Consider the following 22,845-nt stretch of genomic DNA (forward strand, 5'->3'; position numbering starts at 1 on the left):
TTTATGAAGACACGCGTGAAAATTTGCGGCCTAATGAATAATAAGGATGTCCAGTTGTGTATAAAAGCAGGCGTGGATATGCTTGGCTTTGTAGTTGATTATCCGACACCTGTTCCATGGGATTTATCAATAGATGAAGCTAGAGAACTTATTCAACATGTGCCACCATTTGTTAGCACTTGTGTTGTTACAGGGGGAACAGTCGAAAAAGTCATTGATATTGCACTTGAAACAAGACCAAATGTCGTTCAACTTCACTATAAGGAAACATTGTCTGAGGTAAAAGAAATTGCTAGTGAGCTACGCATATATGGAATAAAAACAATGAAGGCTTTACGTATTGACAGCAAAGGAAACTGTAATTTTGAAATTAATGACCCAGCTATGGCTGTGTATGAACTTTCTAAAACAGGTCTTTCCGCTATATTAGTAGATTCTTATACTGAGTCTATGCCGGGTGGGACGGGTGTAATGGTAAATCTATCGGCCTTTCGTACGATACAAAAAGAAAGTACATTACCGGTTATTTTGGCAGGTGGTCTAAATCCAACAAACATTCAATCACTCATAAATGAAGTGCACCCATTTGCTGTTGATGTTATGACAGGTGTTGAAGAAAAGCCAGGTAAGAAAGATGCTGAGAGGATTTTAGAGTTTATGAAAAGCTGCTAATTAGTTTAATAGCTAGTTAAGCTTTCGTAAAAAACGGGAATCATGCGGAGTGCATGATTCCCAAAATTTGAAGAACATATTGTTAGGTTAAACCTTAATATTAAATAATACCCCAAATCATACATAATAGCGTACCGAAAACAGTTGCAAGGGCTAGTAAGATGGATAAGCCCCAGAACAAACCAAACGTAACATGTGCCCCGTGTGTTCCTAATGTAGTTAATTTTAAAGTATATTAATATACTATCTTGTGTGTTGGAAATATCCCATCTATCATATAAAGGTCGAATATTTTACATTTATATATAAATTTTTGTATAATTTGAAGTAGTTTGTAAATAAATCTTGGAGGAGGAATTACATGATGAGTGATTTAATAAAAAAGCAATTCGAATTAACGAGAACAAGTATATTTAAGACAATTGAGCAAACAGCATCGGAAAAATTCAATGTCAAGCCGCAAGGATATAATAATACAATCCATTGGCAGCTCGGACATATTTTAGTAGCTGCAGAGCAGTTTTTATTTGGCGGCCTAAACAAACTTCCTGAAGAGTATGGCGCTCTATTTAGCTATGGCTCAAGTCCGTCTGATTGGCAAGGTGATGTTCCAACTGTGGCAAATTTAGTTGAACAATTAAAGGGCCAGCTCCAGCGGATAAAAGAAATTCCTAATGAACGTTTTCAAGAAAAGCTGCCAAAGCGAATTTTAGGAAATCATACATTTGACGAGTTAGCGAGTTTCGCTGCTTATCATGAAAGCAACCATACTGGGCAAATCCATGCAATGAGCAGATTTCTAGCTTAGAGTTCGTTCAATTCGATGACTACAATTTTAGTTGATGCAGATGCTTGTCCTGTAATAGACTTGACAATCAAAGTGGCAAAGCAATTTGAGATGCAAGTTATTCTTATATGTGATACATCACATTACATGGAGAGAGAAGGGGCAGAAACAATTACAGTTTCGAAAGGTTCGGACGCTGTTGATTTTGTTTTAGTTAATCGTGTCCAAGAAGGGGACATCGTTGTCACGCAAGATTATGGTTTAGCGGCGATGGTTTTAGCTAAGCAAGGTTTTCCTATTGATCAAAATGGGCGCTTATATACTGCGGAAAATATTGACCAGTTGTTATTTTCACGCCATCTTGCAAAAAAAATCCGCCAAGCTGGCGGTCGTACAAAAGGGCCAAAAAAGCGTTCAAAGGAAGCGGATCTTTACTTTGAAGAAAACCTAAAGCAATTATGTGAAAAAGTAAAAGGAGTCTGACTCCCTAACAATAATAAAAGTTATTTAAATAAATGTAAGTAGGTCTATATCTCTATTAGATATAGGCTTTTTTTATTTAATATAAATTCATATAATTTCGACTAAAAAAACACAGATACTTTCTATATATTTCATAATTGTTATTTAGTATTGTTTGTGGGAGCTCCTCAATAAGCAAATATATATTTCTATTAATTTTGTTTTGGTCTTAAAACTGAATGGAGGGAATAGAATGAATTTTCCAGTCGTTGAATTTCCGTGGCTTGGAAATGGGATGGTTATTGCAATAATTGCAACTATTCATGTTCTTATTAGTCATGGTGTGGCTGTCGGTGCAACTGCTTTAACTGTATCGCTTGAGCATAAAGCGTACAAAACCAATAATAAAAAGCTTGATGATGTTGCAAGAATGTTAACAAAATGGATTTTAATTGTAACGACAACGGCAGGAGCGATGACAGGTGTTGGTATTTGGTTTACAACAACTGTTATTGAACCAGCTTCGATTGGGTCAATGCTACGGATTTTTTTCTGGGCATGGTTTGTTGAGTGGATTGTCTTTTGTACGGAGGTTATTTTAATCATTATTTATTATTATACTTGGGATAAATGGAAGGATGCGAAAAAGCAGCTTCATTTACGAATCGGTTATGCTCTAGCGGTTGCTTCATGGCTTACAATGGCCATTATTGTCGGTATTTTAGCTGCCAAGCTAACGCCTGGTTTATGGGTTGAAACGTTGTCATTCTGGAATGCGTTTTTTAATCCAACGTATTTACCGTCATTACTCTTTAGAACATTTGTGGCAATTGTGTTAGCGACATCGTTTATTACGTTGATTGTTAAATTTAAGATTAAAAATCAAGAACTGCAAGGCGATATTTTTTCTGTATTTAGTAAAATAATGCTCATTTCTTTACCTGCGTTATTAATATTTGGGTCGTGGTATTTAAGTCGAATTCCAAAACAAGCCTATGATCAAATTGTTTGGTCAACAGGTATGTCAAATAATATGTTTACAACGATTAATATAGTAGGTCTTGCTATTTTAATCATTTATACGATTTGGGCTTTTATGAAGCCAAAGAAGGTTTCAACTATTTTGGGAATCGCAGTTTGGATAGCTTGTATTGGGTATATTGGCGAGTTTGAGATGGTTCGTGAATCCGTACGGAAGCCCTTTATCATTTATGACTATATGTATGCGAATGGTGTTTTAGCTAAAAATGTTGAAATGTATAAAACAGAAGGTTATTTACCACAAATGAGCTTTCTAGGTGTGGATGAAGTAACAGAAGAAAATAAATACGAAGCTGGCGAGGCGCTTTATAAAGGGCAATGTATGGCATGTCATACAATTGATGGTTGGAGAACGAAACGGGCGTTTAGTCAAAGGGTTGCCGGTTGGCCTGAGGATACGCTAGCCTCTTATATATCGACATTACATGAAACAAGACCATTTATGCCGCCGTTCGTTGGAACGGATAAGGAGCTAGAGGCGTTAGCTCATTATATTGCAACATCAGCAAATAACAAAGAAGTACAGCGAGTGGCGAAAGGAGAATAGGGATGGAACATTTATTATTGCTTCAAGTCCAATCGTTGATTCCGAATGATTTCGAACTTCCGATTCCTGGTAATGTTAGTTTTTTTCAATTTTTAATCGTATTTAGCTTTGCCTGTCATATCATTTTTGTAAATATTACTATTGCAGGTGCAGTGTTTTCGGTAATAAATGAAATAAAGGGAATACGGTTGCAAAATAAAGTGTATGATAAGCTAGCGCTTCAATTGGCAACACAAACATCGATTTACAAAAGTATTGCCGTTGTCTTAGGTGTCGCACCGATGCTGTTAATTAGTGTTATTTATTCTCAATTTTTCTATCCTTCCACGATTTTAATAGGGAAGGCATGGTTGAGTCTCATTATTATCATTATCGTTGCTTTTCTCTTATTGTACGTTTACAAATTTTCATGGAATCGTTATCAGGAAAAGAAGGGGCTTCATTTAGTTTATGGAGTATCTGGAACACTATTACTTTTATTCGTACCGTTAATTTTTATCGTGAATGTAGTGTCAATGCTTTATCCTGAAATGTGGGCAGGATCAAAAGGATTCTTCCACGGCTTATTTTATTACCCGCAAGTGTGGCAACGCTATGCACACTTTGTATTATCAAGCTTTGCTGTCATGGGTATTTTTATGTATATGTATAACAACAGACAGTTCAAGAAAATGCAACAAAATAATGGATGCAATAATAGTGCACACGCTGAAGTAGCGGTTGCCGAAGAAAACTCGAACATCGAAGCAGATGTATATAAAGAAGGAAAGCGGTTTGGTGTAAAAACGGCTTTTTGGACAACGATTCTGCAAATTTTGGTCGGTAGCCTTGTGTTAATCAGTCTAGAAAAAGACAAGATGATGCTTTATATGGGCGAGAATATGCTTTTAACGAGCTTTTTAATTGTTTCAATAATTGGAACGGTAGCATTGATATTTTTCTTGTATATGGTGATGAAGACAGATGCAAAGCGTTGGCTTAATTTAGCGGCAACAGCTTTTATCGTTGTGATTGCCATTATGGGTTGGATGAGATATGAAGTAAGAGAATCTTATGTACAACCACATCAACAATTAAATCCACCAACGGTTCAAGCGGAAACTTTAACTATTCAAGCCTTTGTAGAAAAATAAATTTATCGACTAAGGTGTCTAGCATAGTGATTAAGGTTTTAGCCTACAGCTAAGTAGGCTTCCTTAAGTCGTGCCAGACACCTTTTTATACTGCATTAACAACAACGATTAACCTTCCCGCTTTCATAGCGCTCTTTCAAAGCGAAGACATAGTATTCTTTTTCTGACATTAATGGTTCGTTATGGTGCTTACGGTTATGATATTCAACGTATTTTTCATAATTTGGTAGCCCGAAAATGGTTTTGACATTGCATTTTACTTGTTTTAGCCAATCATTCATAGTGTACAATTCCACCTTCACCCCCTGTAAAATCACCTTTCTATTTTTTAATCGGAATATATTTCGATTGGATAAATGGTGTTTCATGCAATCTCATTTTTTTCTTGTTAATAATAATGTTATACCAAATTCTGAACGATTCAATTGCGATTAAGATTACGATGGCGGCAAAGATAAATGTTAACACTGCATCCAAGCGGTCATTAAAGACAATTTGCTTCATGACATCCATGCTTGTTGCAGGTGCTAATACTTCTCCTTTATCAAGGCCTGCTTGGTATACTTTCGCATGCGCTAAAAATCCAATCGACGGAACTTTGGAAAATAGCTTCATAACAGCAGCTGTCAGAGTCGTAATCGTTAAAAATAAAAATGGAATGATTGTCACCCATGCATACCGTGCTTTTCCCATTTTAATAATAATCGTTGTACCAACGGCCAAAGCCATTGCCGCTAACATTTGATTAGAAATTCCAAATAGAGCCCATAACGAGTTGATGCCGCCAAACGGATCAATCGCACCTTGATAAGTGATATAGCACCATGCTAACGTGATTAATGCAGAAGCGAGGACATTTGCCCCAAAATGATTTGTCCGTCCAAACGGTTTATAAAAATTTCCTAATAAATCTTGCAGCATAAAGCGTCCAATTCTAGTGCCCGCATCAATTGTAGTTAAAATAAACACGGCCTCAAAGAGAATCGCAAAATGATACCAAAAAGCTTTCGCTCCACTTAGAAAACTTGTAAATATTTCTGCCATACCAACGGCTAAGGTAGGAGCCCCGCCTGTTCGTGACATAATCGTTGTTTCGCCAATATCCTTTGCAGCATTTGTAATTTCCGTTGCGGTTACTTCGAACCCCCATGACGAAATTGTTGCGGCTGCTACTTGTGCTTCTGTGCCAATCACTGCTGCCGATGAGTTCATGGCAAAATAAAGACCTGGGTTTAGAGATGCTGCAGCAATTAGGGCCATGATAGCAACGCCTGACTCCATCAGCATCGCTCCATAACCAATCGAACGAGCATGTGTTTCCCTTTCAATCATTTTTGGCGTTGTCCCTGAGGCAACAAGGGAATGGAAGCCTGAGACAGCCCCACAAGCAATTGTAATGAATAGAAACGGGAAGAGGGGGCCGGAAAAAACAGGACCAGTGCCGTCTATGAATCTAGATATTTTCGGCATTTGTAAGTCAGGCAGCACAACTAAAATTCCGATAGCTAATAAGAAAATAACGCCGATTTTTAAAAAGGAACTTAAATAATCGCGCGGAGCTAACAAGAGCCAAACAGGTAAAATGGATGCGATAAACCCGTAAATCCCAATCATGATGGCTATTTCCGCACCTGAATACGTAAACCACTTTGCTAAAGTAGGGTCTGCTGCAACGTATTGCCCACACCAAAGGGCAATCATTAATAATACAAACCCAAGTAAAGAGCCTTCAAGTACACGCCCAGGGCGAATATAACGCATATAAATTCCCATTATGATGGCAATTGGAATTGTTGCGGCTATTGTAAATAATCCCCAAGGCGAATTTGCGAGCGCTTTCACAACAACAAGCGCAAGTACAGCAATGAGGATAATCATAATTCCCAATATTCCAATTGAGGCAATAATCCCTCCAAATGGGCCGACCTCTTCTTTCGCAATTTGACCAAGTGATTTTCCATTTCTCCGCATCGAAGCAATTAGAATTACCAAATCCTGAACAGCCCCCGCTAACACAACACCGATGATAATCCAAAGCGTTCCTGGCAAATACCCCATTTGCGCGGCTAAAACTGGACCGACTAAAGGACCTGCCCCTGCAATGGCTGCAAAGTGATGTCCGAATAATACCCAGCGATTCGTTGGAACAAAATCTTTTCCATCATCATTAACTTCCGCTGGTGTCGCACGGTTATCATCCAATTTAAAAAGTTTATAAGCAATGAATCTACTATAAAAACGATAAGCAACAGCATACGTACAAACAGCAGCAATCAAAAGCCAAGCAGCGGAAATTGTTTCGCCGTTTGCAAGCGCCAATAAAGCAAAGGCTCCAGCACCTAAAATGGCAATAACAGCCCAAATAATGATAGACAATAATTTTTTGCCCATGCTACATAGCTCCTTTCCCATCTTACATAAAATTTCTTCCTTAATAAAATTCTATAAATATTTTTAATAAAAATGATGGAATTTTGCAAATTATTGAAAATTAAAAGAGTTCTACGCATAAATAACATGGAACTTTTAGGGCATAATTATTTCAGTGAGGAAATTCCAATTTTCTGGATTGTTAAGATTTTGTAAATTTCAAATTAAAAATGTTTTCATAAATGATTTATTCATATACAATAGTTAACGGTTTTAGGAAAATTAAATTGTGTATATTAAATAGTGGAGGGTAATATGGTTTTTAAAAAGAATGATAAATTTATGGATTTATTAATGAAAATCTCTACAAATATAAAAGAAAGTGCTAATTATTTCGCTGACTATAAGCTAAAAAATACAAGTGATTTGAAAATTTTCTTTGATACGATGAAAAAATATGAAAATAAAGGTGATGATTTTGTTCACGAAGTAATCGTTGAACTTAATAAAGCGTTTATTACCCCGATCGAGCGTGAAGATATTCTTGCTTTAGCAATAACTTTAGATGATGTGTTAGATGGATTTGAGCACTGTGCTGCATTATTTGAGATGTACACAATTATAAATGCAGATGAGTACATGTTGAAATTCGTTGATAATTTACGGAATGCGGCAATTGAAATTGAAAAGGCTGTGGCTTTGCTTTCGAGCAAAAAGTTACTTGATATAAGACAGCATGCAATCAAGATTAAAGATTATGAATCAAAATGTGATGGAATTTTACGTCAATCCATTAAAAATCTTTTTACAGTAGAGAAGGATCCAATTCGCATTATTCAATATAAAGAAATCTATGAATCGCTTGAAAATATCGCTGATGACTGTCAAGGAGTTGCCAATACGTTAGAGACGATCATTATGAAAAATGCGTAAGGAGCCATAAATCATGGATGGAGTTTTGATATTAACAATATTAATTGTGATTGGTGCCTTAACATTTGACTTTATTAATGGATTTCATGATACGGCTAATGCGATTGCAACAGCTGTATCAACAAAAGCATTAAAACCAAGGCACGCGATTATTTTAGCAGCGACAATGAATTTTGTTGGTGCACTGACATTTACAGGAGTTGCGAAAACAATTACGAAGGATATTGTGGACCCATTTACATTACAAAATGGGACCGTCGTTATTCTTTCTGCTCTTATAGCAGCAATCTCTTGGAACTTAATTACATGGTATTATGGAATTCCATCAAGTTCTTCCCATGCGATTATAGGATCGATTGCGGGTGCTGCGATTGCAGCGTCGGGATTTGGTGCCTTGAATTATGAGGGATTTCTTAAAATTGTACAGGCATTAATATTTTCACCAATTATTGCCTTTGCCGTTGGATTTATTATTTTTACTATTTTTAAAATTATATTCAAAAACAATAGTTTAACAAAAACAAATCGTAACTTTCGCTTTATTCAAATTTTAACGGCTGCTTTGCAATCTTATACACATGGTACGAACGATGCCCAAAAGGCGATGGGGATCATTACAATGGCCCTAATTGCCAATAATTATGTATCTACAAACGATATTCCTTTTTGGGTGCAATTTTCTTGTGCGCTAGCAATGGGTCTTGGTACGTCTGTAGGCGGCTGGAGGATTATTAAAACAGTCGGCGGTAAAATTATGAAAATTCGCCCTGTTAACGGTGTCGCAGCAGACCTAACAGGTGCAGCTGTTATTTTTGGAGCAACATTTCTTCATATGCCAGTCAGTACAACCCATGTTATTTCATCATCTATTTTAGGTGTTGGTTCTGCTCATCGTATAAGAGGAGTAAAATGGGGAACTGCCCAGCGGATGATACTAACTTGGGTTATTACTTTGCCGATATCTGCTTTAATTGCGGGAATAAGCTATTTAATTTTAAACATATTTTTTTAAGGAAAAGAAACACCCTTCACTTTAAAGGGTGTTTCTTTATTTCCTCATATTCTTCATCTGTAAAAACGCGAGAACGTGTAATGAAGTGTTTGTCTTCTACACTATCAAGCGAGAATGTTGCGCCTCGTCCATCTATAGCATCAATAATCAACTGGGTATGTTTCCAATAACTATATTGGCTTTTATGCATATAAAATGGGGTGTTGCCAATTGAGCCAAGGTAGATGTCTGAATCCCCTAAATAAAAGTCATCCTTCCTATAGCACATCGGTACAGAGCCATCACAGCATCCACCAGATTGATAAAACATGATCTGTCCACGCTTCTTTCTAATTGATTCTATTAATTTAAGCGCTTCGTCCGTTGCCACAACAAGTTCAACCATAATAGCCTCATCCATCCTCTCAAATTAAAAGAATCCGAGTGCGTTTTTATTGTAATTTACTAATAGACATTTTGTTTGTTGATAATGTCCTAACATCATAGCATGTGTTTCACGGCCAATACCTGACATTTTATAGCCACCGAATGCAGCACCTGCTGGGTATTGGTGATAAGTATTTGTCCAAACACGGCCAGCTTGAATAGCACGACCTGCGCGGTAAGCTAGATCACCATTACGTGACCATACACCAGCTCCTAAGCCATACAATGTATCATTGGCAATTTCTATTGCTTCATCAAAGTCTTTAAATGTAGTAACACTAAGTACTGGCCCGAAGATTTCTTCTTGGAAGATGCGCATTTTATTATTACCTTTGAATACAGTCGGTTTGATATAGTATCCATTTTCAAGGCTGTCACCTAATTGGTTCTCTTCACCACCTATTAAAAGTTCGGCACCTTCTTCTTTCCCTAGTTTGATGTAAGACAGGATTTTTTCTCTTTGTTCAGTGGAAGCTTGAGCACCCATCATCACTTCTGTATCAAGTGGATTGCCAACTTTAATAGCTTTTACGCGCTCTAACGCACGTTCAATAAATTGATCGTAAATAGATTCTTGAATTAATGCACGTGAAGGACAAGTACAAACCTCACCTTGATTTAGCGCAAATAGTACTAAACCTTCGATTGCTTTATCTAAGTATTCATCATCTTGGTCCATTACATCTTCAAAGAATATGTTAGGTGATTTTCCACCAAGTTCGAGTGTTACAGGAATGATATTTTCGCTTGCATACTGCATAATTTGACGACCAACTGCCGTTGAGCCAGTAAATGCCACCTTTGCAATACGCGGGTTTGTAGCAAGCGGTTTACCAACTTCAATCCCATAACCATTGACAACATTAAGAACACCTGGAGGAAGTAAGTTCTGGATTAATTCTACGACAACCATAATCGAAACTGGTGTTTGTTCGGCTGGTTTTAAAACGATACAGTTGCCAGCAGCTAATGCTGGAGCCAATTTCCATGCAGCCATTAGAATTGGGAAATTCCATGGAATGATTTGTGCAACAACACCAAGTGGTTCTTGGAAGTGGTATGCTACAGTATCATTATCAAATTGACTAGTTCGGCCTTCTTGTGAACGAATGGCACTAGCGAAATACCGGAAATGATCAATTGCTAAAGGAATGTCAGCGTTTAATGTTTCACGCACTGCTTTACCATTTTCCCAAGTTTCGGCTACAGCTAACATTTCCAAGTTTTCTTCAAGCCGGTCCGCTATTTTATTTAAAATAAGAGCGCGTTCCGCTGTTGAAGTTTTGCCCCAAGCATCTTTTGCTGCATGTGCGGCATCTAAAGCTAATTCAATATCTTCGATTGAGGAACGAGCAGCCAGCGTAAATACTTCACCAGTTACTGGCGTTTTATTTTCAAAATATTGATCTTTTACAGGTTGGACCCATTTGCCACCGATAAAGTTATCATATTTTTCTTTGAAATGAACAAGAGCCCCCTCTGTATTTGGATTCGCATAAATCATAGATTAATCTCCCCTTCGCATGGTAATGAAATTCTAAAACAAACTTTATTAAGTTATATTACATTGCTACGCGAATCATTCCTTGTACATCATCTAAAGTTGCTTTCCAAGGTTTGTAAACGAATATGCACTTGTCTTTTTAATAAAAATTCCGAAATATTCACAAAATATATGATTTTTAAGGTAAGATTAAATAGACGGTTTAAAAATACATTTCGTAAGGGAGGGATTTTTAATGAAAGCAGCCTATGTAACAAGGCTTGATCAAATTGAACAGCTTTCTTTAAAGGAAAAGGAAATACGTAAACCCATAACTGAAAATTTTGTATTTCGCGCAAATGAGTACTATTTAAACTTAATTGACTGGAACGACCCAAATGACCCAATTCGCAAAATCATTATTCCAAATGAAGGGGAATTAGTAGAGTATGGTCGTTGGGATGCAAGTGATGAGGAAACGAATTATGTTGTCCCAGGTTGCCAGCATAAGTACACAACAACAGCACTACTTGTAGTTTCTGAAGTATGTGGCGGCTATTGTAGGTTCTGCTTTAGGAAAAGGCTATTTGTAAATGATGAAAAAGAGGCTCAAATCAACCCCGAGCCTGGTTTAGAGTACATTCGCAAATCTCCAGAAATTAATAATGTACTGTTAACTGGTGGGGATTCGCTAATGCTTTCGACAAAAAAACTAAAATCTATTATTGAGCAGCTTCGTGAAATTGAGCATGTAAAAATTATCCGTTTAGGATCAAAGCTCCCCGTATATAATCCAATGAGAATTTATGAGGATGAAGAGCTGTTAGAACTCATTAGAACTCATTCCACGCCTGATAAACGTATATATGTTATGGCCCATGTCAATCATCCAAAAGAAATTACGGTTGAAGCGAAAAAAGGCTTTGATGCTTTAAACAAAGCTGGAGCCATTGTTGTCAACCAAACGCCAATTTTAAAAGGGGTTAATGACAATCCCGATGTATTGGCGGAATTGCTGAATAAACTATCATGGACAGGTGTAAATCCTTATTACTTTTTCATTAATAGACCTGTGGCTGGTAACTATGATTTTGTCCTCCCGTTGGAAGAGGTATATAAAATCGTTGAAGAAGCAAAAGCTAAAACATCAGGTCTTGGAAAAAGAGTTCGCTTAGTTATGAGTCATAGCTCAGGGAAAATTGAAATTTTGGTGATAGAGAATGGAAAGGCGATTCTAAAATACCATCAAGCAAGAAACGGAAATTATGGACAAGTTATCGTGCTTGACTGCCCTAAAGAAGCGGCGTGGTTTGATGATTTACCAGGGAACGAAAAGTATTGGAAGGAAGAACAATACGTTTAATATATAGACTATAAAGTAATAGTTTATTTTGAAAGATCATCTCTTCCGCCTTTGTGGCGGAAGGTCGTGTCTTTCCAACAAAATCCACAACTTTACCCACAAAGAAGATCTCGGTATTAACATAATCCACATAGTTATCCACAAAACCCACAAGTTTCACTTTGGTTATCCACAGAAAGTTATTAACTTTATATATGTATATAAATCAGGTAATCAATAGGTTTATACACATTATACACAGAACGCTTTTTAAACTGTGAAATTCCTGTGGAGAAGATGTGAATAGAAGGTGAATAAAAAATGTCAGGTATGTGAAGTAGATTGTTTCTATCTTTGAATTGATATATATTTAAGCCATAGAAAGATAGTAAATAAGTGAATTCACAAGTAAACTTTCTACAGAAAGGGGTTAGTCCAATGGACCATTCAGTTCAGAAAGTTGAGAGGTATTCTAAAAAAATTTTTAAAGATTTTGTGAAAAGATGAGCAATCATATTTTTAAATCATATGCTAAAGTAAAGCATTTCAAAAAAATTTTTCCAAAGGAGATGGAAAATCATGAAATGGATGCAAGGACCGAAGATAGCGGTTGTTTGGACAATTATTAGGATTTGGTTGGGAATACAATGGATTCAAGCTGGTTGGCATAAAGTAGCAGATGGTTTTGATGCAAGTGGTTTTATTAAAGGAGCAATTGCAGGTGCTAGTGGTGACCACCCTGCAGTACAAGCATGGTATGCATCTTTTCTAGAACATGTAGCATTACCAAATTCAGGATTATTTAGTTTCTTAGTAGCGTGGGGCGAAGTATTAGTAGGGGTTGGCCTTATCGTTGGTGTAGCAACAATTCCAGCTTTATTAGCAGGGGCATTCATGAACTTAAACTTCTTATTAGCTGGTACAACAAGCACAAATCCAATGCTTTATACAATAGCTATAATCCTATTAGCAACAGGTAGTGCAAGTTACTATTACGGTGGTGACCGTTTCTTAGTACCTTATATCAAGGAGAAAATTGCCAAGAGGGGTGCGAAAGAAGCAGCCGATGGCAGTGCAACAGTTTAGCAAATGTGGGACATGGGACAAGCTCCGTGTCCCACATTATTTTTTCTATTTTGCTCTTTTGTCAGCAGCATTAGAACGAGCTTGGGCTTGTATGTCATCTGCATCAGCTAGTTCTTGGGAAAATTCTATGTCACGTCCATCTGCAGTCGTTTTTGCGTATTTCGGCGTTTGTGGCATACTTCCTGAATTATTATCACTTTGACGGCTTTGACCTTTTGTCATGGCTGTACCCCTTTCATTAACTAAAATAGTGTAGGTTAGGAAAATTATGTATTGTTCATTAAGAATTTGGATTTGGCGGTACAAATCCTCCTGCCCTGTCAGCCATTTTAAACTCCCTCGAATATAAAACTTCTTGTGTAGATGTTAGTGTTCGCCTATTTTCCTTGTCACGCCTTGCTTTGCTTTTTGCCACTTTTTCTACCTCCACTTCATGTTCTATTTTACCTTTATAGCATGTCCCTCAAAATGAAAAGTTATTCAAATAAAGATGCTGGCTAGGTTGCTTTATTCCCACCCAATCGTGTTGGTATAATAAACTTGAACGGGGGAATTTCTTATGATAAAAATTGTTAAAATTACTACCCAAACTAATAATAAAGAACGCTTTAATATTTATGTAGATAAAGGAGATGGAGAGGAATACGGGTTTAGCGTTGACCAGGATATCCTCATTGAGTTTCAAATTCGGAAAGGAAATACATATGAGGAAGGCGAACTAAAAGAAATTTTATATAAAGATGAAATAAAAAAGGCATATAATCTTGCCCTAAAATATATGTCTTATCGGATGAAATCTGAAAAGGAAATCCATGATTATTTACAACAGAAAACCTACACAGAGGATATTGTTGGCATTGTCCTTGAAAGGCTAAGAAAAAATCAATATGTGAATGATTTGGAATTTGCCAAATCTTTTGTTCGTTCAAGAATCACAAACGCAATAAAAGGCCCTCTATTGATACGGCAAGAACTACAGAAAAAAGGGGTTTCTGAAAGCAATATTGAAGAAAGTTTAAAGGAATTTTCCACAGAAAAACAGTTAGAAATTGCCGTTCAATTTGCTGAAAAAAATGTAAAACAAAAGAAGGCTTTATCTGAATATCAAATGAAGCAAAAAATTGGTCAAGCATTATTAGCTAAAGGCTTTTCGCAAAATATTGTCAAAACAGCCTTGAATCAATTAGTAATTGAAAAAGGTGAGGAAGACAAATTTTTAGCCGTAAAAAAACAAGGGGAGAAAGCCTACAAAAAATATTGTAATAAATTCGACGGCTGGGAGTTAGAGCAAAAAGTGAAGCAATATTTGTATCAGCGAGGGTTTACAGTTGATGAGATTGATGAGTTTATTTTGTCACAGAAATAAAAATACATTATACTAAAAGTATAACGAACAAGCTGGAGTGGGGAAATATGGAGAAACGATACAGTGAAATGTCAGAATATGAATTAAAGCTAGAGATTGGCAAGCTGCAAGAAAAAGCAAGAAAAGCCGAACAAATGGGCATGGTAAACGAATATGCAGTATATGAAAGAAAAATTGCGATGGCTAAAGCCTATTTACTAAGTCCGAGCAATTTTCATCCTGGTGATGTTTACGAAATTGATGGGGACCCTGGGATATTGTTTACAATCGATTATATGAAAGGTGTTTTCGCATGGGGAACACGCCAAGGAAAAACTGAGCAAGAGGCGATTCCAATCTCATTATTAATAAAACCAGAGAAGTAGCTTCTTCTCTGGTTTTATAATGTGGACTAAAAAAATGTCTTATTAGTAGGTTACGATTGTTTTCTTGTTTCGCGATGCAAAATAATTGTATTTTGCGCTTCCATTGTCTCACCATTAACTTGACTCCAGGCATGCTTTGGGTTTGCATGTCCTTTTTGAAAAGGATTCTGATATAAGTTGTCATAAAACTTTTTTCGCTTACTCATGAAAAATCATCCTCCCTTTACTCTTGTGGACGGTTTTCGTTAGACATGCGCATGCGCTCTTTTGGGTGTGTGTTAATTTGTCCGTTTGCTCTTAGTGAAGAATATTTTGCTTTGGCACGTGGCTCGCCGTCAATATTTCTTCGTGGAGGAAAATTTTCGTCTTTATTCCGGACCATTTTATGCCCTCCTTACATCTGTATGAATGTCCTTTACGACATCCATTACATAGTATAGGTAAAAAAATGACGGTTAATTCTCCGAAGCGATTTCTAATTTTTTCATCAGTTTTTCTTCACTAAAAATCCAACCAGTATAAGAACTGACGATATTTAATGATTGGTCAAGCTGTACGACTGCGACAAAAGGGTAATAGCCCTTTGATCTGTAGCGTAAGTCAATAAACCTTACTTCATAATGGTCGTTATATTCATCAACTTCCCAGCGATAAACAGGGGAGAATGACAAAAATGCGGAAAGATTTTCATCTTTCATTGCCGCTTTCATGACAGATGTATCTGGAACTGGAATTTTTTCATACTCATCTAAGAAAGTAAGTTCATTATCAATGGCACGGGCAACATAAAATCTTGTCTCGCTAGATATAGCCAAATGCCATTGGTTATATCTGTAAGTTGGCGAGATAATGATTTGCGTCGCATTCGGAATATGTTCTTTCACTTTTTTGATGATTAACCTTTTTGTAAAATAACGAACGAAGTAATAGCCAAGTAGTACGATATAGACGCCTAAAAACGTAAACCCTGGGTCATATCCGTAGCGCCAAATTGCAATTCCAATAATATGGACAAAAAAGATAAATGGATCAAAAGTGTTGATAATCCCTAAGGCAACCCACTTTTTAGATAATGGCCGCAATGCTTGTGTTCCATAGGCATTAAAAATATCAACAAAAACATGCAGGAAAACAGCGATAAATGTCCAAATCCATAAGTGAAGTAAATCTGCGCTAGGTGTAAAGGCATAGATTGTACTTGTAATTAATATTGGCCATAAAAGCACAGCAGGAATTGAATGGGTGATGCCACGATGATTGCGAATATATTTCGCATTATTTTTCAGTTTCAGAACAGTATCCAAGTCAGGTGCTTGCGAGCCAATAATCGTTCCAAACATAACCGCTTGTGCTGTAATTTCGCTGTTTGCAACAATGGGATCGAGGGTTGCTAACCCTCCAAGAGCAATACCCATGACAACGTGGGTGCCTGTATCCATGTAGTAAGCCTCCTATATTTGTAAAAATTAAATATTATAAGTTCATCTGTATTATACTTCAAAAAGCATAAATTAATTTGAACTACTCGTTACAAATTTGTTTACTTTATTATACATTCTTATTTTAACACCGTGGAGGGACATCTGTGGAAACTAAAATAGAAAAATTATTAAACAATTTTGATAAATTGCAATTTCAATCAGATTTAATTGGCTGGTTTATGAAAGAACAAAGGATGTTGCCGTGGAGAAAAAATAAAGATCCATATAAGATATGGGTCTCAGAAGTCATGCTGCAGCAAACAAGAGTGGAAACTGTTATTCCGTATTTTAACAATTTTATTGAGCAATTCCCAACCGTTGAGGCATTGGCGACTGCCGAAGAAGAAAAGGTATTAAAGGCATGGGAAGGTTTAGGCTATTACTCAAGAGCACGCAATCTTCAAAGTGCTGTAAAAGAAGTAGTGGCTGAATATGGTGGTCAGGTTCCTAATAACCCAAAGACTCTTTCCAAGCTTAAAGGTGTAGGACCGTATACCCAAGGTGCGATTTTAAGTATTGCTTATGATATTCCGGAGCCTGCTGTTGATGGCAATGTCATGCGTGTATTAGCACGAATTCTATTTATTGAAGATGATATTTCTAAAGTAAAAACAAGAAAATTATTCGAAAATGTTGTTCGTGAGCTTATTTCTTCCAAACAGCCATCTGAATTTAATCAAGGCCTCATGGAATTAGGCGCTTTAATATGTACACCGAAATCGCCGTCCTGTTTATTATGCCCTGTTCAAGAGCATTGCCGCGCCTTTCATGAGGGATTACAGGATGAGCTGCCTTTTAAAACAACGAAAAAGGCGCCAAAAGAGGTGCTGATGACCGCTTTAGTTTTAAAAAACAAAGCTGGACAAATTTTAGTTCAAAAAAGACCTAGTGAAGGGCTATTAGCAAATTTGTGGGAGCTTCCAAATCAGGAAATGGCACAAGAAAGCATCATTGGACAAGTGAAGCAAATGAAACAATTTATGAAGTCGGAATATCGCTTAGATGTAGAAATTGGCAATCCTTTTATGCATCTAAAACATGAATTTTCTCATTTAATATGGAAGATTGCTGTATACCATGCGTTTACAGATGGAAAGCTGCCAAACAGTAATAGTCTTCGCTTTGTTTCATCTGAAGAAATTGCTGAACTTCCGTTTCCAGTTCCATATAAAAAAATTATTTCTGAAATTCTATGGTGAAAATTTATTGGTTTACTTCAGTTTAAAGTAATGAAAAGAGTTGAAGCCACATAGAATGCCCTTAGAGTGTCTAGGAGAGGGGAATGTAAAAAAAGTGGTTAAAAAAGGTCTTATTTTTTTATTTATAGCATGCTTAGCAATAGTGTTTTTTTTACCATTAAATGGGGTCTATGCTGCAGAAACAGAATCAAAATCCTATCTTATTATAAATAAGGCTGTAAACGAGCTTGCTTATTTTAATGGCGGGGAACTAATTAAAGTTTTTGATGTTGGTACAGGAAAAAGCAGAAAGCTTACACCTGAAGGTACTTTTAAGATTGTAAATAAAGTAAAAAACCGTCCTTATTATAAAGAAAAGATTCCAGGAGGGTCGCCAAAAAATCCTTTAGGAGATCGTTGGATGGGGTTGGATGTACCTGGAACATGGGGAAATACGTATGGAATTCATGGAAACAATAATGAAAAATCAATTGGGAAATATGTAAGTGCTGGATGTATTCGCATGCATAATGATGATGTACGCTGGCTGTTTGACCAAATTGCGACAGGAACGACAGTATTCATTACACACGAGAAAAAAGACTTTTTAACAATAGCTGCAGATAATGGCTTTGCCGTAAAACTGCCGAAGGTTGAAAAAGTTGATAAGAAAATAACAACATTAGTAGAAAAAAATCTTTATCAAAAACCAATAAACTTTGCTGGCTATAAGAGTGGGACTATTAGTCCGCAAGTTGTAACTGCCTTCGAAGAAACTGATAACGGCTGGTACCGTATCCATACATGGTTTGGTGATGCTTGGATTTCAAATGCCAATACGATAGAAGGAAAGCTTGAAAAGAAAGATTCTGAAATAGTATTAACGAAAACAACTAATTTATATGCTTCACCAAATGCAACTGCTGCTTCCATAGGAACAGTAAGCCCGCAAACTGTAAAAGCTTTCGAACAAATCGGTGATTGGTATCATATTAAAACATGGTTTGGTGACGCGTGGATTTATGTAAAAAAATAATGTAAATTGAAGAACATAAAAATTTTTTGTATATAAAAAAGATAAGAGTACAAAATAAACACGTGCAAGCCAAGTCTTTACTTAGATTTAGTTTCGTGTAATTGGCTTGTAAAAATTTTCTGGAGGTGCCTACGATGGCAAAAAGAAGTAGTCAATCAGGAGCTAATATTCAACAAGTAAGACAGCAAAATGCCCAATCTGCTGGCGCGGGTCAATTTGGAACTGAATTTGCTAGTGAAACAAATGCGCAGCAAGTAAGACAACAAAATGCGCAATCAGCAAAATCTGAGTCAAATGCAGGTCAATTCGGAACAGAATTTGGCAGTGAAACAAATGTGCAGAACGTCAGACAGCAAAACGCTCAAGCTGAGCAAAATAAAAGCCAAAACTCATAACTGAGTTTTACAACTACTTAAAAGCTCAAAAAGCATTCCCTTCATCTGAGATGAGGGGAATGCTTTTTTTTGACTTTTAAATAAGAATTGTTTTAAATTATGAAGGGAACCGTTATAATAGTAAAAGTGGGTTAGTTTGCTTATTTGTAGAGAAAGGAAAGATAGTATGTTTGTCCCAAAGGCAGGAAGTAAAATACAAATTCAAAGCTATAAGCATAGTGGGACTATACACCGTGTTTGGGAAGAAACAACGCTGTTAAAAGGGAACCAGTCTATAGCAATTGGCGCCAACGATCGCACTATCGTAACAGAATCGGATGGAAGAACATGGATAACACGAGAGCCTGCCATCTGTTATTTCCATGCAAACCATTGGTTTAATATTATTGGTATGCTTCGTGAAGATGGTGTTTACTATTATTGTAATTTAAGTTCGCCATTTGCCTGGGATGGGAGTACACTTAAATATATTGATTATGATTTAGATATAAAAGTGTTTCCAGACATGACGTTTACTATTTTAGATGAAGACGAATATGAATTGCATCGTAAGCAAATGAATTACCCCATTGAAATTGATTATATTCTTAAAAATAATATAAACAATTTAATCTTATGGATTCGTGGTAGGAAAGGTCCGTTTGCCCCGGATTTTGTCGATAATTGGTATGAAAGATATTTAACGTATCGTTCGTAAAAAGTATATATGGTATGATTGAAGGGGCTGTTATACAGCCCCTACTGTTTTTTACAAGGTGGTGTTTCATTCTGGATAGTATAAAAAGATATATGAAGTTTGTCAGCCCATATAAATCGAAAATCGCCATAACGATTGTTATCGGTTTATTGAAATTTGGCATTCCCTTACTAATGCCGTTAATTTTGAAATATGTATTAGATAACATTATTTATGATGAATTCATGTCAGTTAATGAAAAAGTTCATGAGCTTTTTATAATGATGGGCATTGCTTTTGCGATTTTTATCGTTTTACGCCCGCCGATAGAATATTATCGGCAATATTACGCCCAGTGGATTGGCAGTAAAGTTTTATATGATATTCGTGACCAATTATTTACTCATATTCAAAAGCTTAGCTTAAGATATTATGCGAATACAAAAGCAGGAGAAGTGATTTCAAGAGTAATAAATGATGTTGAGCAAACGAAGTCGTTTGTTATTACTGGTTTAATGAATATTTGGATTGATATGATGACGATTTTTATTGCTTTAGCGATTATGTTTGTGATGGATGTGAAACTCACGATTATTGCTATTATCCTTTTTCCTCTTTATGGATTTTCTGTAAAGTATTTTTATGGTAGGCTTCGTCATCTAACAAGAGTTCGTTCCCAAGCGTTGGCAGAGGTGCAAGGTCACCTACACGAGCGGGTTCAAGGTGTTCCAGTTATCCGTAGCTTTGCCTTAGAGGATTATGAACAAAAGGAATTTGATAAAAAAAACCAAAAATTCTTAGATAGAGCACTTGAGCATACGAGCTGGAATGCAAAAACATTTGCAGTTGTAAACACAATTACGGATATGGCCCCATTAATTGTCATTGCTTTTGCGGGCTATGCGGTCATCACCGAAGCAATATCAGTAGGCACAATGGTTGCTTTTGTTACTTATATGGATAAATTATACAACCCTCTACGACGAATGATCAATTCATCGACAACAATAACGCAATCAATAGCGTCAATGGATCGTGTCTTTGAATTTATTGATGAAAAATATGATATTACTGATAAACAAGAAGCGATTGAATTAAAAAAAGTAGCTGGCAACGTAACCTTTGAAAATATCAGCTTTAAATATAATGAAAACGAGCCGCTAGTTCTAAAAGATATTTCGTTAAATGTAGCACCTGGTGAAACCATTGCGCTCGTCGGTATGAGCGGCGGCGGTAAATCTTCACTTGTCAGTCTAATTCCCCGTTTCTATGATGTCAGTTCTGGAAGGATTTTATTAGACGGCATCGACATTCGTGATTTTAAAGCGCGTACGTTGCGGGATAAAATCGGCATGGTGCTGCAAGACAATATATTATTTAGCGAATCAGTCAAAATGAATATACTCATGGGTAATCCTTCCGCAACCGATGAAGAAGTGATCCAAGCGGCAAAAGCAGCAAATGCCCATGATTTTATTATGGAGCTTCCGAACGGCTATGATACAAAGGTTGGTGAAAGAGGCGTGAAGCTTTCCGGCGGTCAAAAACAGCGGGTGGCAATTGCTCGGGTATTTTTGAAAAACCCACCGATTTTGATTTTGGATGAAGCAACATCTGCGCTTGATTTAGAAAGTGAGCATTTAATCCAAGAGGCTTTAGAAAAGCTTGCGAAAAATCGCACAACATTCATTGTTGCTCACCGCTTGGCAACGATTACCCATGCAGACCGAATCGTTTTAATTGAGTATGGAGAAATAACAGAAATAGGCACCCATGAAGAATTAATGGCCAAACAAGGCGGCTATTATAACCTCTTTAAAGTGCAGCAATTGGACGATGTAAAAGAAGATTCAGTTGCAGCTATAAAACAATGATAAATTTCGCGTTGAAACAATTCCGCTGTTTCAACGTTTTTTTTATTTCTTAAGCAAGAAATTTGTGTAGTCTCAAACATTTGGATAGACTATTTTTATACTAGGGGACTGCTTCGCGCATTTGGAGGTAATAGTAATGGACTACATAATTGATGTAGAAAATCTTCGCAAGGAGTTTAAATCATATTCAAGCCGCGGCGGTTTAAAAGGAGCTTTTCGTGATCTATTTAATCGGCAGTACAAAATTATGGCGGCTGTAGAAAATATATCGCTAAAAGTAAAACCAGGAGAAATGGTCGGTTATATTGGTGAAAATGGTGCTGGTAAATCAACGACGATAAAAATGCTTACGGGTATTTTGGAGCCTACTTCTGGGAAAGTACGGGTCAACGGCATGAATCCACATAAAGAACGGGAGCTGTTTACGCAAACGATTGGCGTTGTTTTTGGACAACGCTCACAGCTTTGGTGGGATATAGCTGTGCAAGAATCGTTTCGGCTTTTAAAAAAAGTGTATAAGGTATCTGACCAAGATTATAAGGACCATATGGAGCATGTTATAGAAACGCTTGATATTGGACCGTTATTAGATAAACCAGTTCGAAAGCTATCGCTTGGACAAAGGATGCGCTGTGAATTAGCCGCGGCCTTAATTCATAACCCACCTTTATTGTTTTTAGATGAGCCGACAATTGGCTTAGATGTACTAGTGAAACTTAAAATTAGAGAGTTTTTAAAAGAAATCAATCAAAAATATAAGACAACAATATTACTTACCACCCATGATTTATCTGATATTGAAGCGTTGTGTGAGCGGGTTGTCATGCTTGATGAAGGTAAAATCATTTATGATGGGAGTTTAGAAAGTCTCCGCTCTACATGGGGTGACCGTAAGCAAATTCAATTTCAATTTGTCTACCCAATGGACATCAGTCAGTTAGAAAGAATAACAGCTGATTTTGCGGTCGATTGGCAAAGAGGGGAACATGAAAATAGCTGGCTTGCAAATGTGAGCAATGAAGATGATATTGTTTCCACAATTATTACAAGGGTCGTTGCTAACAACCAAATTAGTGATATGAAAATCAATGAAATTTCCACAGAGGAAATTGTCCGCAATATTTATGAACAGGGATTAATGCGGTAATGCGGTGGGGGTCAGACCCCTTGACAGAGGAGT

General features: G+C 36.7%; 26 protein-coding genes. 17 read left to right on the forward strand and 9 right to left on the reverse strand.

Features of this window, described 5'->3' with window-relative positions; translation table 11 throughout:
- The first annotated feature begins 3 nt into the window (after positions 1-3).
- From GX497_01940 to GX497_01960, 5 genes are all read left to right on the forward strand, one after another.
- The gene (locus tag GX497_01940) at positions 4-672 is read left to right on the forward strand and encodes a phosphoribosylanthranilate isomerase (protein HHY71989.1); all 669 of its coding nucleotides are present in this window, start codon (positions 4-6) and stop codon (positions 670-672) included.
- A 364-nt stretch (positions 673-1,036) separates the two neighbouring features.
- Positions 1,037-1,480 (forward strand): DinB family protein, encoded by a 444-nt coding sequence (locus GX497_01945; protein ID HHY71990.1) that lies wholly within the window; start codon positions 1,037-1,039, stop codon positions 1,478-1,480.
- Positions 1,481-1,495: 15 nt separating this feature from the next.
- Positions 1,496-1,942: a YaiI/YqxD family protein gene (locus GX497_01950; protein HHY71991.1), complete on the forward strand. Its 447-nt coding sequence runs from the start codon at positions 1,496-1,498 to the stop codon at positions 1,940-1,942.
- 232 nt (positions 1,943-2,174) lie between these two features.
- Complete coding sequence (locus tag GX497_01955; GenBank protein ID HHY71992.1) at positions 2,175-3,509, forward strand: cytochrome c; 1,335 nt, start codon at positions 2,175-2,177, stop codon at positions 3,507-3,509.
- Between the two features lie 2 nt (positions 3,510-3,511).
- Positions 3,512-4,642 (forward strand): cytochrome c class I, encoded by a 1,131-nt coding sequence (locus GX497_01960; GenBank protein HHY71993.1) that lies wholly within the window; start codon positions 3,512-3,514, stop codon positions 4,640-4,642.
- Positions 4,643-4,737: 95 nt separating this feature from the next.
- On the opposite strand, the gene GX497_01965 is transcribed toward GX497_01960, so the two are convergent.
- Together GX497_01965 and GX497_01970 are read right to left on the reverse strand one after the other, a co-directional pair.
- Positions 4,738-4,923 carry a YbdD/YjiX family protein gene (locus GX497_01965; GenBank protein ID HHY71994.1) on the reverse strand — a complete coding sequence of 62 codons (186 nt, stop codon included), beginning with the start codon at positions 4,921-4,923 and terminating at the stop codon, positions 4,738-4,740.
- A 40-nt stretch (positions 4,924-4,963) separates the two neighbouring features.
- On the reverse strand, positions 4,964-7,033 hold the full coding sequence (locus tag GX497_01970) for a carbon starvation protein A (GenBank protein ID HHY71995.1): 2,070 nt from the start codon (positions 7,031-7,033) through the stop codon (positions 4,964-4,966).
- Between the two features lie 294 nt (positions 7,034-7,327).
- Here GX497_01970 and GX497_01975 point away from each other — a divergent pair, with 294 nt between their 5' ends.
- Positions 7,328-7,945, forward strand: coding sequence for a DUF47 domain-containing protein (locus GX497_01975; GenBank protein HHY71996.1), 618 nt, complete (start codon positions 7,328-7,330; stop codon positions 7,943-7,945).
- Positions 7,946-7,958: 13 nt separating this feature from the next.
- Positions 7,959-8,957 carry an inorganic phosphate transporter gene (locus GX497_01980; protein HHY71997.1) on the forward strand — a complete coding sequence of 333 codons (999 nt, stop codon included), beginning with the start codon at positions 7,959-7,961 and terminating at the stop codon, positions 8,955-8,957.
- A gap of 16 nt (positions 8,958-8,973) precedes the next feature.
- Here the strand turns inward: GX497_01980 and GX497_01985 are convergent, their stop codons facing one another.
- Both GX497_01985 and GX497_01990 read right to left on the reverse strand, forming a co-directional pair.
- Positions 8,974-9,342, reverse strand: a complete 369-nt coding sequence (locus tag GX497_01985) for a DUF779 domain-containing protein (GenBank protein HHY71998.1) — start codon at positions 9,340-9,342, stop codon at positions 8,974-8,976.
- Between the two features lie 24 nt (positions 9,343-9,366).
- Positions 9,367-10,887 carry an aldehyde dehydrogenase family protein gene (locus tag GX497_01990; GenBank protein ID HHY71999.1) on the reverse strand — a complete coding sequence of 507 codons (1,521 nt, stop codon included), beginning with the start codon at positions 10,885-10,887 and terminating at the stop codon, positions 9,367-9,369.
- A 235-nt stretch (positions 10,888-11,122) separates the two neighbouring features.
- Here GX497_01990 and GX497_01995 point away from each other — a divergent pair, with 235 nt between their 5' ends.
- Both GX497_01995 and GX497_02000 read left to right on the forward strand, forming a co-directional pair.
- Positions 11,123-12,229: a KamA family radical SAM protein gene (locus GX497_01995; protein HHY72000.1), complete on the forward strand. Its 1,107-nt coding sequence runs from the start codon at positions 11,123-11,125 to the stop codon at positions 12,227-12,229.
- A 558-nt stretch (positions 12,230-12,787) separates the two neighbouring features.
- Positions 12,788-13,294: a DoxX family protein gene (locus GX497_02000; protein HHY72001.1), complete on the forward strand. Its 507-nt coding sequence runs from the start codon at positions 12,788-12,790 to the stop codon at positions 13,292-13,294.
- Between the two features lie 45 nt (positions 13,295-13,339).
- Here GX497_02000 and GX497_02005 read toward each other — a convergent pair whose 3' ends face one another.
- Together GX497_02005 and GX497_02010 are read right to left on the reverse strand one after the other, a co-directional pair.
- The gene (locus GX497_02005) at positions 13,340-13,516 is read right to left on the reverse strand and encodes a YfhD family protein (protein ID HHY72002.1); all 177 of its coding nucleotides are present in this window, start codon (positions 13,514-13,516) and stop codon (positions 13,340-13,342) included.
- A gap of 58 nt (positions 13,517-13,574) precedes the next feature.
- Positions 13,575-13,709 carry a YfhE family protein gene (locus GX497_02010; GenBank protein ID HHY72003.1) on the reverse strand — a complete coding sequence of 45 codons (135 nt, stop codon included), beginning with the start codon at positions 13,707-13,709 and terminating at the stop codon, positions 13,575-13,577.
- 144 nt (positions 13,710-13,853) lie between these two features.
- Between GX497_02010 and recX the strand changes: the two genes are divergently transcribed.
- Positions 13,854-14,660, forward strand: coding sequence for a recombination regulator RecX (gene recX / locus GX497_02015; GenBank protein HHY72004.1), 807 nt, complete (start codon positions 13,854-13,856; stop codon positions 14,658-14,660).
- A gap of 47 nt (positions 14,661-14,707) precedes the next feature.
- The gene (locus tag GX497_02020; GenBank protein HHY72005.1) at positions 14,708-15,025 is read left to right on the forward strand and encodes a YfhH family protein; all 318 of its coding nucleotides are present in this window, start codon (positions 14,708-14,710) and stop codon (positions 15,023-15,025) included.
- 50 nt (positions 15,026-15,075) lie between these two features.
- Here the strand turns inward: GX497_02020 and GX497_02025 are convergent, their stop codons facing one another.
- The 3 genes from GX497_02025 to GX497_02035 form a co-directional block, all read right to left on the reverse strand.
- Positions 15,076-15,231 carry a YpzG family protein gene (locus GX497_02025; protein HHY72006.1) on the reverse strand — a complete coding sequence of 52 codons (156 nt, stop codon included), beginning with the start codon at positions 15,229-15,231 and terminating at the stop codon, positions 15,076-15,078.
- Positions 15,232-15,248: 17 nt separating this feature from the next.
- The gene (gene sspK / locus GX497_02030; GenBank protein HHY72007.1) at positions 15,249-15,407 is read right to left on the reverse strand and encodes a small, acid-soluble spore protein K; all 159 of its coding nucleotides are present in this window, start codon (positions 15,405-15,407) and stop codon (positions 15,249-15,251) included.
- A gap of 73 nt (positions 15,408-15,480) precedes the next feature.
- Positions 15,481-16,464 (reverse strand): metal-dependent hydrolase, encoded by a 984-nt coding sequence (locus GX497_02035; GenBank protein HHY72008.1) that lies wholly within the window; start codon positions 16,462-16,464, stop codon positions 15,481-15,483.
- 146 nt (positions 16,465-16,610) lie between these two features.
- Between GX497_02035 and mutY the strand changes: the two genes are divergently transcribed.
- From mutY to GX497_02065, 6 genes are all read left to right on the forward strand, one after another.
- Positions 16,611-17,705, forward strand: a complete 1,095-nt coding sequence (gene mutY, locus GX497_02040) for an A/G-specific adenine glycosylase (protein ID HHY72009.1) — start codon at positions 16,611-16,613, stop codon at positions 17,703-17,705.
- Between the two features lie 55 nt (positions 17,706-17,760).
- Complete coding sequence (locus GX497_02045; GenBank protein HHY72010.1) at positions 17,761-18,720, forward strand: L,D-transpeptidase; 960 nt, start codon at positions 17,761-17,763, stop codon at positions 18,718-18,720.
- Between the two features lie 134 nt (positions 18,721-18,854).
- Positions 18,855-19,115: a gamma-type small acid-soluble spore protein gene (locus GX497_02050; protein ID HHY72011.1), complete on the forward strand. Its 261-nt coding sequence runs from the start codon at positions 18,855-18,857 to the stop codon at positions 19,113-19,115.
- A gap of 166 nt (positions 19,116-19,281) precedes the next feature.
- Positions 19,282-19,812: a DUF402 domain-containing protein gene (locus GX497_02055; GenBank protein ID HHY72012.1), complete on the forward strand. Its 531-nt coding sequence runs from the start codon at positions 19,282-19,284 to the stop codon at positions 19,810-19,812.
- A gap of 71 nt (positions 19,813-19,883) precedes the next feature.
- Positions 19,884-21,665, forward strand: coding sequence for an ABC transporter ATP-binding protein (locus GX497_02060; protein HHY72013.1), 1,782 nt, complete (start codon positions 19,884-19,886; stop codon positions 21,663-21,665).
- Between the two features lie 136 nt (positions 21,666-21,801).
- Positions 21,802-22,812, forward strand: a complete 1,011-nt coding sequence (locus GX497_02065; protein HHY72014.1) for an ATP-binding cassette domain-containing protein — start codon at positions 21,802-21,804, stop codon at positions 22,810-22,812.
- The last annotated feature ends 33 nt before the right edge of the window (positions 22,813-22,845 follow it).

This window comes from Bacillus sp. (in: firmicutes), assembly GCA_012842745.1.
GTDB lineage: Bacteria > Bacillota > Bacilli > Bacillales > Bacillaceae_J > Schinkia.